10 protein-coding genes are annotated in these 12923 nt (G+C 72.3%); 7 read left to right on the forward strand and 3 right to left on the reverse strand.

The window, feature by feature from the left end:
- Positions 1-301: 301 nt before the first annotated feature.
- A complete protein-coding gene (locus POL25_RS40795; RefSeq protein ID WP_272091836.1) occupies positions 302-655 on the forward strand; it encodes a DUF2304 domain-containing protein in 354 nt (117 codons plus the stop codon).
- A gap of 2 nt (positions 656-657) precedes the next feature.
- Complete coding sequence (locus tag POL25_RS40800) at positions 658-2832, forward strand: glycosyltransferase family protein (protein ID WP_272091837.1); 2175 nt, start codon at positions 658-660, stop codon at positions 2830-2832.
- 146 nt (positions 2833-2978) lie between these two features.
- On the opposite strand, the gene POL25_RS40805 is transcribed toward POL25_RS40800, so the two are convergent.
- Positions 2979-4673, reverse strand: a complete 1695-nt coding sequence (locus POL25_RS40805; protein ID WP_272091838.1) for a vWA domain-containing protein — start codon at positions 4671-4673, stop codon at positions 2979-2981.
- 105 nt (positions 4674-4778) lie between these two features.
- Positions 4779-6047, reverse strand: coding sequence for an ankyrin repeat domain-containing protein (locus POL25_RS40810; protein ID WP_272091839.1), 1269 nt, complete (start codon positions 6045-6047; stop codon positions 4779-4781).
- 287 nt (positions 6048-6334) lie between these two features.
- On the opposite strand from POL25_RS40810, the gene POL25_RS40815 reads away from it, so the two are divergent.
- The 3 genes from POL25_RS40815 (at position 6335) to POL25_RS40825 (ending at position 9028) form a co-directional block, all read left to right on the forward strand.
- Positions 6335-6937, forward strand: coding sequence for a CAP domain-containing protein (locus POL25_RS40815; RefSeq protein ID WP_272091840.1), 603 nt, complete (start codon positions 6335-6337; stop codon positions 6935-6937).
- 187 nt (positions 6938-7124) lie between these two features.
- Positions 7125-7673: a nuclear transport factor 2 family protein gene (locus POL25_RS40820; RefSeq protein WP_272091841.1), complete on the forward strand. Its 549-nt coding sequence runs from the start codon at positions 7125-7127 to the stop codon at positions 7671-7673.
- A gap of 116 nt (positions 7674-7789) precedes the next feature.
- Positions 7790-9028, forward strand: a complete 1239-nt coding sequence (locus POL25_RS40825; protein ID WP_272091842.1) for a PAS domain-containing protein — start codon at positions 7790-7792, stop codon at positions 9026-9028.
- Between the two features lie 87 nt (positions 9029-9115).
- Here POL25_RS40825 and POL25_RS40830 read toward each other — a convergent pair whose 3' ends face one another.
- Entirely contained in the window at positions 9116-11050 is a 1935-nt protein-coding gene (locus POL25_RS40830) for a bifunctional metallophosphatase/5'-nucleotidase (protein ID WP_272091843.1), read from the reverse strand.
- A gap of 570 nt (positions 11051-11620) precedes the next feature.
- Here POL25_RS40830 and POL25_RS44775 point away from each other — a divergent pair.
- Together POL25_RS44775 and POL25_RS40840 are read left to right on the forward strand one after the other, a co-directional pair.
- A complete protein-coding gene (locus tag POL25_RS44775) occupies positions 11621-12202 on the forward strand; it encodes an RNA polymerase sigma factor (RefSeq protein ID WP_272091844.1) in 582 nt (193 codons plus the stop codon).
- Entirely contained in the window at positions 12199-12912 is a 714-nt protein-coding gene (locus tag POL25_RS40840) for a hypothetical protein (RefSeq protein WP_272091845.1), read from the forward strand. Before POL25_RS44775 ends, POL25_RS40840 begins: the two co-directional genes overlap by 4 nt.
- Positions 12913-12923: the final 11 nt, after the last annotated feature.

Raw genomic sequence — 12923 nt, forward strand, 5'->3', positions numbered from 1 at the left:
GAAGCAATCACGGCCGTCCACCGCTGCGCAGCGGCGACCGCAGCCGAGCCCGTTCGCCCTCCGCTGCGCGGACCGGCGCGGCCGCGAGGCCATCGCGGCCGACCCGGTTGGTTCGTCGCCACCCGACCGACGTGAACGCGAGGACATCGCGGCCGAACCGCGACCCGGTCCGCCGCGTCGGCCGGCGCGACCGCGAGGACGACCGACCTCGCATCGACGATCGCGGCGAGCACCCGCCGGCTGCGCCGAGAATTGACTTCCGCGGCGACGCGGCCGATGCTCCGCCGGCCTCCGGGCGCTCATGGCGATCCAGTTCGTGCTCATCGGCGGCAGCCTCGCCCTGCTGTTTCATTTCTTCGTGCGGGCGCGGCGGCGACCGGCGCAGAAGCTGGCGATGACCGTGGTGTTCGCCGGCATCATCTTCCTGGTGATCTTCCCCGACGTCTCGACCTGGTGCGCTCACCGGGTCGGTGTCGGTCGCGGCGTCGACCTCGTCTTCTATCTCAGCTCGCTCGTCTTGCTGTTCCTGTGCTTCAACCTTTACCTCGGGCAAAAGGCGCTCGAGGATCGGCTGACGCTGGTCGTCCGCGAGCTCGCGCTGCAGCCCCATCGCGCCCGTTCGGACGCCGCGCCTGGCGATCGCGCGGAGCCGTGAGCATGGCCCGCCGCGTCCTCGCGGGGCTCGGGCTCGCGTGCATGTACGCGGCCGTGTTCCTCGCCTTTCACCCCGCGATCGTCACCGGCGAGGCCTTCCTCGGCTGGGACGCCGTCAACGAGCACTGGGGTGACCTGCTGGTCCCGCTGCACGCCCTGCGAGCCGGCGAGCTGCCGCTGTGGCACCCGTTCGAGCGCGGCGGCTACGACTTCCTCGCCGACCCGCAGACCGGCGTGCTCTACCCGTTCAACTGGCTGGTGTGGCTCGCCGCCGCGGTGTTCGGCGAGGGTCCGTGGGTGGTCCTCCTCAAGTCCCTGCTGCACGTCGCCATCGGCGGCCTCGGCACTCACATCTTGCTCGCGCGGCTCGGCCTCTCGCCTTCTGCCAGCAGCTTCGGTGGGCTCGCCTTCGTGCTCTCGGGCCGCGTCGCCAAGGCCAAGGACTCCGCCGGTCTGTGGTCGCCGGTGTGGCTGCCGTGGCTCGTGCTCACCGGCCTCGAGCTGGTGCGTCGGCCCTCGCCGCGCACGGGCCTGGCCTTTGGGACAGCCACGGCCATGGCCTTCCTCTCCGGCTACCCGCCCAACTTCTTCCGCGACCTCGTCGGCCTCGCGCCGGTCCTGCTCGTCGCGCTCGTGCTGGTCGTGCGCCGGCTCCCGGCCGCGCGCCGGCACCTCGCCCGGGTCGCCGGCGCCGGCGGATTGGCCGTCGGCGTCGCGCTCGGCCTCGCCCTGCCCAACATCATCGCCACCCTCGCGTGGCTGCCCGAGACCGTGCGCGACCAGCTCGATTTCGGCGAGGTCGTCTACTCGACCGCGCGCCCGCTGCACCTGCTCGACGCCCTCGCCCCTGGCACCTGGCGCGACGGCGCGCCCGTGCACTACCTCGGCGCCGTCGCCCTCCTGCTCGCGGTGTTCGCCGTCCGCCGCGACGCCCTGCGGATCACCTGGGCCGCCTGCGCCCTGCTGTTCTTCCTGCTCGCGTGCGGCGACGGCTCCTTCCTCCTGCCCTTCCTCGCCCGCCACGTCCCTGGCTTCGGGCTGTGGCGGATCCCCGCCCAGTACTTCTTCGGCTTCGCCTTCTTCGTCGCCGTGCTCGCCGCCCACGGCTTCGACGACCTCGTGCGCGCCGAACCGGCCCGCCGGCGCGCGCTCGGCCGCCGCCTCGCGCTCGTGTTCGGGCTCGCCTGCCTCGGCCTGCTCGTCGCCCGCGCGTGGAGCCGCGCCCCGGCGAGCACCGGCCTCGCCGCGCTGTTCGTCGCCCTCGGCGGCGCCTGTCTCGGCGGCCTCCTGAGCGCCCGCCCGTGGCTGCGTCGCGCGGCCGCGCCCGCGGCGATCGTCGTCGCCTTGCTCGAGCTCAAGGTCCAGGCGCGCCAGATCCACGGCATCACCCAGCGCCCGCCCGACCTCGCGCGCGACGCCGTGCTCGCCCAGCTGGACGACCGCGTCGGCTGGCGCGTCGCCGACGACGACCACTACCGCTGGCGCGTCGGCGCTCGCCTCGACGTGCGCGACATCTTCGGCCGCGACAGCACCCTCGTCACCCGCCGCTGGCGAGCCTTCGCCGCGCGCGCGCGCGAGCACGCCAATCTGCTCGCCGCCGCCAACGTGCGCTGGTACGCGGGCGGGCACCGGGCCGCCGTCCAGCGCACCGCCGCCGGCCAGTCGCGCTGGACCCCGGGCCGGCCGGTCGAGCTGCTGCACGCCGCTCCGCTCGCCTACTGGACCGCGCAGGTCGAGCTCGTCGACCACGAGGACGACGCGCTCGCGCGCCTGGCCGTGCTGCCGCCCGGGCGCGCCGCCCTGCTCGAGGCCTCGCAGCTCGACCCCGCGACCACTGCCGCGATCGCCGGCTTCGACCCCACCGCCGCGCCGGTGCCCGCGATCCTCGACGGCTTCGCGCGCAACCGCCTCGGCTTCACCGTCGAGGCCCCCGCCGCCGGGGTACTGGTGGTGAACGAAGCCTGGGGACCCGGCTGGACCGCCCAGGTCGACGGCGCGGCCGCTCCGGTGCTGCGCGCCAACTACCTGTTCCGCGGCCTGCTCGTCGGCCCGGGCCGGCACGCGGTCGAGCTCGAGTACCGCCCGCCGCGCCTGCGCGCCGCGCTCGCCGTCTACGCAGCCACGGCCCTGCTGGTGCTGCTCGGCCTGGTGCTCCTGCCGCGCAGGACCAGCGCCTGAGCGCCGCTCATGGAGTCGCCGGGCATGCCCCCAAGGGCATGTTCACGAAAACATGTCCCCGAGTACATGTCCGAATCGACATGCTCTCGGGGACAGCACCATCACCGATTACGGAGGACATGCCCCGAAGGACACGTCCATGCGCCTCACGGCCCCGCCAGCGTCTCGAGCACCGTGCGGATCTCGGCCAGGTCCGGGTCGCCGGGCAGGGCCGCCTCGGCGAGCGCCAGGGCCGCGAGCGCCGGGGCGAGCGTCGCCGCGTCGGCCGCCTCGCGGTAGGCCTTGAGGCCCTCGGCGTAGGCGAACACGGCCGCGCCCTTCTTGAGCAGCGGCGACTCGGCGGCCACCGACTCCTGGATCTTCTTGATCACCTCGGACTCGCGCTCCTCGAACGTGATCGGGTCCTTCCAGCGCACGGCGACCTTGAACTCGGCGGCCTCGTCGACCAGCCCCGGCGCGCAGGTGGCGACCGTCTGGTGGAACACCATCGCGTCGTTGGGCGCCAGGTGCTGCGGCTCGACCTCCGCCGGATCGGTCGAGTACTCCTCGCCGCTGAACTTGACGATCGAGAAGCCGGGCGGCATGTCGAGGCGGACCCGCACGTCGCGGACCGCGACCGCCATGGTCTGGACGAAGCGCTCGCCGAACATCTTGTGGGCCTCGTCGACCGAGGGGATGAACAGCGACGCGCCGCGGCCGACGTCGGTGACGGTGTCCATCAGCTCGTCGTTGTACGAGTCGGGCGTGCCGACGCCGACGCCGACCAGGTAGATCCCGTCCTGGTCCTTGCTGCCGGCGCCGCCGGCGATGATCTCGATGTCGGTCACGCCCGCGTTGGCCCCGCCGTCGCTGATCAGCACCACGCGGTTGATCCGCGTCGCGTCGAACTGCGCCTGCGCCAGGTCGTAGCCGGCCGTGAGCCCGCCGTTGAGGTCGGTGCCGCCGCCGGCCTCGAGCCCGTCGCACAGGTCGAGCAGCTCGGGATCGTTGGCCTTCGTCACCTTGTGCTTGGTCAGCTTGACCGCGTTGACGGTGTCCCAGCCGACCGCCGACACGATGTCGCCCGCGCGCAGGCTGCCGGCGATCGTGCGGCACACCTCCTGCTGCAGCTCCATCGGCAAGCCGCCCATCGAGCCCGACTCGTCGAGCACCAGCGTCACGTTCATCAGCGGCCGGTCGGCGTTGCTGACCGTCTCGCTGGCGACGCCGATCTGGACCACGTAGTGATCGTCGGGGCTGTCCTCGAAGCGGGCGATCTCCGGCAGCACCGTGACCATGCCCTTGTCCGCCGCGGCGTAGTCGAACGTGTAGTAGTTGAGGAACTCCCACGTCCGGATCGGCACGTAGCTCAGCGAGCCCCACTGCGACAGCACCGCCTCGCGCACCTGCACCGGCGACGACGTCGAGTTCGAGTCGTCGGGCGACAGGTACAGCACCACCGGGGTCTGGTCGTCACACACGGGCTCGCCGGTGGTGCTGTCGTCGGTGGTGCTGCTCTCGTCGTCGTCGGGCGGCGGCGGCTCCTCCGGCGCTCCCCCGGTCGTGCCCGAATCCCCCGGCTCGCCGCCGCTGGCGCCCGTGGTGGTCGGCGACCAGTCCCCGGTCGTGCCCGGCTCGCCGGTCTCCCAGCCGCCGTCGGTGCCGCCGTCCGACTCGCCCGGGCTGGCCGAACCGGAGCCCGGGCCGGAGTCGGAGCTCGGCCCGCTGGCGCCCCCGCTGGCGCCGGAGCCGTCGTGCTGGGCGGCGCTGCTACAGGCACCCGCCAGCGCGGCGAGGAGGGGCAAGGACAGCGCCGCGAAGGTGCGCGGGCGGGACGGGCTCGTAACGTTAAGGGTCGGCATCGGTCCGGCCCTTATTGCAAGGACAGGGCAACCTGCAATTTCAACCACTTCGCAATCGCGCCCGCGAATCACCCTGACAGCGGTGTCGCGTTCGCGCCCGGCGCGTCAGCCCCGGACCACGCGGAGATGTCGCCGCAGCAGCGACGCCGCCGCGCGATGCTCCTCGGCGCGAGCCCAGTCGAGCGCGGTGCGGCCCGCGTGATCGCGGATCGAAGGATCGGCGCCGACCTCGAGCAACACCGTCGCCGTGTCCGCCTGCCCCGCCATCGCCGCGCGCATCAGCGGCGTCTGCCCGCACGCGTTCACGGCCTCGACCTGGGCCCCGGCCAGGCACAGCGCGCGCACCACCTCGGGCACCGGCTCGGTCGCCGCCAGCGCCAGCGGTGTGTCGCCGTTCACGTCGCGCAGCTCGGTCGCGGCCCCGGCCGCCAGCAGCACCCGCGCGCTCTCGCGGTGGTCCTGCCAGGCCGCCACGTGCAGCGGCGAATGAAGGTGGAAGTCGAGCGCGTCGACCGGCGCGCCCGCATCGCACAGCATCGCCACGATCAGCGCGTGCTCCTGATCGGCCGCGAGGTGCAGCGCCGTGCGCCCCTGCACATTGGCCCCGCGCACCTCGGCCCCGCGCGCCAGCAGCTCCTCGACGATCGCCGCGTGGCCGCGAAAGCTCGCCGCCAGCAGGGCCGTCGGCAGCCCGGGCCAGGCCGGGTGGCGCGCGTCGATCGCCACGCCCGCGGCCAGCAGCCGCCGCACCTCCTCCAGCTGCCCGTCGAGCGCCGCGCGGTGCAGCGCCCACTCGTCGCCGCGGCGCTCCCCGCTCGGCAGCACCTCGAGCAGGCCCGGCGCGCGCGCCACCTCGGCCAGCGCCTCGGCCATCTCACCCGCCAGCTCGCGCCCCTGCGCCGCCTCGATCTGCGCCTCGACGTGCTCCAACCACGCATCGAGCTCGTGCGGGTCGCCGACCCGGAGCAGCAGCGCGAAACCTGTCCCCACGGCCATCCGGCAGCCCTCGGCGTCGTCGCCGGCGATCCGCAGCGCCAGCGCCCGGCCGATCAGCGCCCGCACCTGCGCCGACGAACCTGACCTCAAGGCCATCTCGGCCCCGGCCGAGTGCAGCCACGCCGCGTTCTTGGTCGAGATCGTCATCGCCCGCGGCGGCGGCGTCATCAGCATCGCCACCCCTTCGGCGTCGCGGCCGAGGCGGTAGAGCGCGCGGATGTGATAATCGCGGACCCACCCGAACTCGGCCGGGTCGGTGGTCTCGGCGGCCAGGAGGTCGCGCTCGAGCGCCGCGGCCAGCGGCAGAGCGTCGGCGGGCGAGCGCTCGAGCGTGGTGGCGAGCACGAACATGCGGGTCGGGAAGTCGACGGCGGTCATGCCCGCGAGCATGAGCACGCCGCGTGCCACTCCCCGCCGCTCCCCGTGCGGGCGCTCCTGGCCCGGGAGTGCCTCGAAACGATTCAAAGCATGAATCATTTCGAGCCACACGTATCGTTTCGAGCCACCACGAACGAGCCCACCGGTACGACCGCCCACCGCCCTCGCCACCGCGAACGGAGCCTGCGACCGCCGCAACATCCCGCGGACGTCTCCGGCGACCCACCTATGACCGCCTCCCCGCGTCCGGCCCTGCGCCGCCGGTCCCGGCGATCTACACTCTCCCCGTGTCGCCCCGTTCGTCCGCGCTCCTCCTCACCGCCGCGCTCGCCTGCCGACCCGACCTGTCCAAAGAGACAGCCTCGCCGCCGGTCCGAGATCCCGCCGGCCCGCGGTCCTCCTCCGCGGCGAAATCACGGCCCGCATCCACGTCCGCGCCTGCGCCTGCTCGCGCCCCCGAACCGGGCCGGCTGGCCGGCATCACGGCCGCGCACAACCGGCACCGCGCGCAGCTCGACATCGCCGCGCTCACGTGGTCGCCCGAGCTCGCGCGCTACGCTCAAGCCTGGGCCGACAAGCTGAAGCGTCGCGGCTGCGACCTCGAGCATCGCCCGCGCTCCGGCCCCGACGCCCAGCGTCACGGCGAAAACCTGTTTTACGCCGGCGGGCAGGCTGCCACCGCCGAACAGGTCGTCGACGCGTGGGTCGCCGAGGTCGCGGGCTACGACGCCAGGACCGGCCGCTGTCGCGGCGTGTGCGGTCATTACACGCAGGTCGTATGGCGCGACAGCCAGCGCATCGGCTGCGGCGTCGCCAGCTGCGGCGAAAGCGAGGTGTGGGTCTGCAACTACGATCCGCCGGGCAACTTCCTCGGACAGAAGCCCTACTGAGCGCGACCTCCCTGCCTCTCGCACACGCGACGACAGCCGCCGCAGACCCACCTTCGCTCGCGCGTGCGTGGGATTGACGGCGCCGGCGTGCGATCGGCGGCGCCACCGCCGGGACCCTTCCGTCGCTACAATCGGCGGCAGGAGTCACGCATCCATGCTGTTCAAACGCCGTTCCCTGCGCAATCTCGTGGTCGCTGTCAGTTGCCTCTCGTCCTTTGCGATCGCGCCGACGGCCGACGCGAAGAAGGGCGGCGAGGACGCCGGCAAGCGGCTCTCCGATCGGGCCGAAATCGTCGATCTGGGCTACTGCTACGCCGAGGCCACCGACGCCATCGGCCGCGGTGATTTTGCCACCGGCAAAGAGACGTACAAAGAGTGCTTCACCGCGAACGCCAATATCGCGGCCTACTTCCCGGGCTCCGATCCCAACGGTCCGCCGGGAGTCGCGGCCATCGGCCCGGTCGCGTGGGCCAACGCCGTCAAGGGCGTGTTCGACGGCAGCGGCTACGTCTCGACGCAGCACCTGGTCAGCAACGTCCGCATCGACCTCGACGGCAACACCGGCACCGTGACCTCGTATCTGCACGCCACCCACGTCATCGATCCGGACGGCGCCATCGAAGTCGCCAACGGCACCTACTATGACACCGTCGTGCGGACCCCGCAGGGTTGGCGGATCTCGAAGCGCAAGCTCGTCTTGATCGACTTCGTCCGCCTCGAGTCGCCCGCGCCCTGAGCGCCTGCTGACACACGTTCCACGCGCTGGCGGGCTGGACAACACGTCCGGCCCGCCGTACGGTCTTCGCCGCCAAATCGGCGTTCGCGACCTTTCCGCCTCGACAGCTCCCCTGCATGGCCACCGAAACGCAACGAGCCGCGCTCGATCGCATGACGCGAGCGCTCCACCTGTCGGGCGCCGCGGTGTTCGAGTTCGAGGATCTGGCCGCCGACGACCCGCTCGCAGCCGACGCGCCGGCGTTTTACGACGAGCGGGTCGCCGCGCTGCTCGGGCACCCGGGCGACGCTCCGCCGGTGCTCGGCACCTGGCTCGCCGCGCTTCACCCCGACGAGCGCGAGCGCCTGCGGGCCGCGCGGCGCGAGCTGTTGCTGGCCGGCGGCAGCGCGTCGATCGAGTACCGCGTGGTCATCGGCGGCGCGACGCGCTGGTGGCAGGAGCAGAGCGAGGCCGCGACGACGCGACCGGGCCGCGCCTCGTTGGTCGCCGTCGTCCGCGACATCACCGACGAGCGCAGCGAGCAGGAGGACGCCCGCCGCTCCGTCGAGCTGCTGCGCCAGACCCAGGCCGCCGGGGCGGTCGGCGGCTGGGAGGTCGACCTCGTCAACAACACGCTCTACTGGACCGCCGAGACCCACCGCCTGCACGAGGTCCCGCCGGGCTTTGTCCCCGACCTCGCCACCGCCATCAATTTCTACGCCCCCGAGCACGTCCCGATCATCTCCGCGGCCGTCGAACGGTGCATGCGCGGCGAGCCCTACGACGTCGAGCTCGAGATCGTCACCTACCGCGGCCGTCGCCGCCACGTGCAGGCCGCCGGCGTCCCGTATTACGAGGACGGCCGGCTGATCCGCCTCTACGGCATCTTCCGCGACATCACCGACCTGCGCCGCCGCGAGGACGAGCTGCGGGCCCAGATCGAGATCATCGCCCAGCAGGACAGCGCGATCCGCCAGCTCTCGACGCCGATCATCCAGCTGTGGGACCACATCCTCACCCTCCCGCTGGTCGGCACCATCGACGCCGCGCGGGCGGCCCACATCATGGAGCGGCTGCTCGCCGAGGTCACGCGCACGCGGGCGCGCTTCGCCATCCTCGACCTCACCGGCGTCGAGGCCCTCGACGACGCCACCGCCGACCACCTGGTCCGCCTGGTCCGCGCCGTCGACCTGCTGGGTGCCCGCGGCGCCCTGTGCGGCCTCCAGCCCGGCGTCGCCGACTCGCTCACCGCCTCGGGCATCGAGCTCGGCGGCGTCGTCACCTACCGCAACCTCCACGAGGCGCTGCAGCGCTGCATCCACGCCCTGGGCCGCGCGCGCCCGAACGTGACGCCGCAGATGTCCTCGCGGACATGACCCATCGGACATGCCCCTTCGGGCCTGTCCTGTCGTCCATGCCCCGAAGGACATGCCCGTGGGCGCATGTCCTCCGGCGCCGCCGCCTCAGGGCAGCTTGGTGATGCGGTCGAGCGCCGGCGGCGCGACCGGCGAGTGGTCGGCGAAGTAGTCCTGCAGCGCCTGCATGTCGGTCACCCCGCCGACGCGGTCGGTCCCCGCCGGAAACACGCTGAAGCCGTCGCCGCCGTCGGCCAGGTAGTTGATGGTCGCCACCCGGTACTCCTGAGCCGGCGCCAGCACGACGCCGTTCAGCTCGATGCTGGACGGATCGATCTTCGACCCGACCGGCGCGCTCGCGCTCCAGGCGTAACTGAAGCCCTGCGACACCTGCAGCACGTTCGGCTGCACGTTGGCGCCGAACTGCTGCTCGAGCAGCGCTTCGATCTGCGCCCCCGTCAGCGTCACCACCACCAGGTTGTTGCCGAACGGCTGGACCGTGAAGCCCTCGCCGTAGCTGACGATGCCGTCGACCGGCTCGTCGCCCGACTTCGGGAACGTCAGGTCGGCCCGCACCCCGCCCGGGTTCATGAACGCGATCTTGGCCCCGCCGAGCAGCGGGTCCTCCGTCGCGTCGAGGATCATGTCGGCCACCACCGCGCCCATCGTCGAGAGCCCGGCCGAGTCGTTCGGCGCCGCCTTCAGCAGCGTGGCCGTGATCGTGCCGATCTGCTGGTTCGCCAGCGGCGCCGCCAGCTGCTTGTACATGGCCACGAACGCCTCGATCACCGGGTCCGGCGTCTCGCGGGTCACGACCACGTTCTCCGCCGTGATCGCGGTGACCTCGCCGGTCTTGCTGCTGATCTCGAGGTCGATGTCGGTCAGCATGCGGCCGAACGAGGCGGCGCTGGTCACCACCTTGTCGGCGATCACGCAGTTGTAGGCCTGGTGGGTGTGGCCGCTGACGACCAGGTCGACCGCGTCGTCGAGGCCCTCGACGATGTCGACGATCGGCCCCGAGATCCCGGGACACTCGTTGAAGTAGCCGCCCTGCAGCCCGCCCTCGTGGATCAGCACCACGATCGCATGGGCGCCCATGGCGGCCAGCTCGGGCACCACCGCGTTGATCCGCTCGACCTCGTCGGCGAAGGTGAGCCCCGCGATCCCGCCCGGCGAGACGATGCTGCCGGTCGCCGCCAGCGTGAGGCCGATGAAGCCGATCTTCACGCCCTCGACCGTGTGCACCGCGTAGCTGGGGAACAGCGTCTCGACCGGGTCGTCCTGCGTCAGCACGTTGGCGGCCAGGAACTGGAACGACGCCCCGGGGAACGGCGTGTCGTCGCCGCAGCCGTCGACCGGGTGGCAGCCGCCGTCCTGCATGCGCAGCAGCTCGGCCGCGCCGTCGTCGAACTCGTGGTTGCCGACGGCGTTGTAGTCGAGCCCGATCGTGTTCATCGCCTCGATCGTCGGCTCGTCGTGGAACAGCGCCGACACCAGCGGCGAGGCGCCGATCAGGTCGCCGGCCGAGACCACGATCGTGTTGGGGTTCTGCTCGCGCAGCGCGGCCACGTGGTGGGCCAGGTAGGCCGCGCCGCCGGCGTCGACCGAGCTGTCGTCGGGCAGCTTGACCTTGCCGCCGCTGCCGGCCGGCGGCTCGAGGTTGCCGTGGAAATCGTTGAACGCGACGATCTGCACCTTCACGAAGGTCTCCTCGCCGCCGGTCGTCTCGCCCGTCGTGTCGGTGGTGTCGACCGTCGTCTCGCTGTCCGTGGTGACGACGGTGGTGCTGCTGACGCCGTCGGTCGTGTCGGTCGTCGTCGTCGTCGTCGTGCCGTCCGTCGTCCCCGGCTCGGTGGTCTCGGCGACCGTGGTGTCCGTGCTCGTGGTGCTGGTGGTCGGATCGTCGGTCGTCGGCCCCGCCGTGCTCGTCGGCGCGGCGTCGGTCGTGCTGGTGTCGGTGTCGTCGGTGGTCGACGCCATCGTCGCCGTGTCACCGCCGTCGGTCCCGCTGCACCCGCCCATTGCGAGCGCGAGCGCCCACATGGGCGCCCGCAAGGTATGCATCCAATTCGCTGCCTGCATAATCGCTTACTCCCGAAGTCGGGCGTGCATACCACGAGCCTCCGCGGCGAATTGTCACGGCCACGACAAGCTCACGTCGCTATCGCCATTCACGGAGCGGTCCCCGAGGCCCCGTCCGGCCCGGCCCGAGCCGCACGCGCCCCCGAAACGCGCGGCTCAGCCCCCACGCCGATCTGCGAACACCAGTGGATGTCTCTTCGGCCACTCGCATGATTCGCAGCGCCGTCGCTCGGGGCTTGGTGTGTACATTGAATCAATGATGAGAGATCATCGCTCGTCCGCGCTTCGCATCATTCACGCGAGCCGGCGAGTGGCGGGCGAACCCGCGCCGTTCGACGCGCCATCGCCCGACACCGCAGCGCTCCCCCGGCCGCCGGCCCCATCTTTTCAGAGATGGGAAATGACTGTTGCCTGCGTCCTGGCGGTACTGACCCGGGGGCGCGCGCCCCTAGCTCACAGCAATCCGTTCAGTACGCGGCGCGCGCCGCCGTGCTACCAGAAGCCATGTCCGACTGGTCCCGAGACAGGCTCGTGCGCGCGCTCGACAGCCGCGATCCGGCCGAACTGCAGGCGCTCGTGACCGAGATCGAGCCGCCCGTCGTCGCCGGCCGCGCCCTGCTGTTTCACAAGAAACCGTGGCTCCGCGTCGGTCCCGAGCGCAGCAAGGAGGACGACGTGCAGTCCGTGCTGACATACCTGTTCAATCGCGACGCGAGGGTCCTCCGCAAGTTCGGCGAGAGCCCCGATTTCGTCCACAAGGAGGGCGCGCTGCGGCGATTCGTGATGGGAGTCACGATGCTTTGCCTGCAGAAGCTGTGTCGTAAACGGGCCCTCGCCTGGGAACTCCTGGAAGAGGACATGACCCCGACCGATCCCAGCGACCCTCCGGGCTCGAGCATCGAGGTGCTCGACCGCTGGATGGACGCGCGCCGGGCCGTCGGCGCGCTGTCGCCGGGCGACCAGCAACTGTTCGAGCTCGTCTATGACCAGCAACTATCGCAGGACGAGCTGTGCGAGCGGCTCGGCATCTCGGTGCAGACCTATCAACAGCGCAAATCGCGGCTCTTGCGGCGGCTCGCGCAGTTCTTGAAGCCCCAGGGAGAATCGGCATGAAGGCCCCAGCGAGCACCACGAACCCCGCGACCGCGGACGACGACGCGCTCGAGCAGGAGCTGCGCGCCCTGGGCGACATCCCCGAGCCGTGGCTGGCCGTCGGCGAGGGCCGCGTCGCGCCCGAGGCCGCGTTCCCGGGCGACCCCGCCCTGCGCGAACAGCTGGCGCCGCTCGACCCGTCGGCGCGCGCGCGCATGGCCGCGCACGCGCTCGCCACCCTCGCCGCCCCTGCCGCCGCGCCCGCGACCCCGCGGGCCGACAACGTGGTCCCGCTGGCCCCGCGGCGCGCTCGCTGGCTGGCCTGGACCGCCCCGCTCGTGGCCGCCGCTGCCGTGCTGCTGCTGGTCTTCTGGCCCGGCGGCCCGGCGCTCGACGGCACCGGCGCCGCCGAGGTGCGCGTATTCTCGGCCCTGCGCGGCGACGAGGCCGGCGGGACCGAGCTGCGCGTCGCCGGCGGCGAGCACTTCTATCTCGAGTGCCGTGGCGACGATTCGCTCGAGATCGTGGCAGTGCGGGCCACCAAAGTCGGCGCTCCAGCCGACCCGCGGCTGCTCGGCGGCAAGCCGGCGCCGCAAGCCGACCGCGGCGAAACCCTGCACGTCCTCGCCGACCTCGGCCGCGGCGCGTGGGACGTGACCTGCGGCGCGCGGCACCTGAAATCGGGGCAGTTCGTGTGGCTCGGCCCGCCCGCCCGCATCCACGTCGAATAGCCATTCGGGGC

Origin of the sequence: Nannocystis bainbridge, assembly GCF_028368995.1 — a bacterium.
Lineage (GTDB): Bacteria > Myxococcota_A > Polyangia > Nannocystales > Nannocystaceae > Nannocystis > Nannocystis bainbridge.

Bases quoted from the DNA above. Each gene is read 5' to 3' on its own strand.
- POL25_RS40795 (WP_272091836.1), top strand. From the start codon at position 302: ATGGCGATCCAGTTCGTGCTCATCGGCGGCAGCCTCGCCCTGCTGTTT.
- POL25_RS40800 (WP_272091837.1), top strand. From the start codon at position 658: ATGGCCCGCCGCGTCCTCGCGGGGCTCGGGCTCGCGTGCATGTACGCG.
- POL25_RS40805 (WP_272091838.1), bottom strand. From the start codon at position 4,673: ATGCCGACCCTTAACGTTACGAGCCCGTCCCGCCCGCGCACCTTCGCG.
- POL25_RS40810 (WP_272091839.1), bottom strand. From the start codon at position 6,047: ATGACCGCCGTCGACTTCCCGACCCGCATGTTCGTGCTCGCCACCACG.
- POL25_RS40825 (WP_272091842.1), top strand. From the start codon at position 7,790: ATGGCCACCGAAACGCAACGAGCCGCGCTCGATCGCATGACGCGAGCG.
- POL25_RS40830 (WP_272091843.1), bottom strand. From the start codon at position 11,050: ATGTGGGCGCTCGCGCTCGCAATGGGCGGGTGCAGCGGGACCGACGGC.
- POL25_RS40840 (WP_272091845.1), top strand. From the start codon at position 12,199: ATGAAGGCCCCAGCGAGCACCACGAACCCCGCGACCGCGGACGACGAC.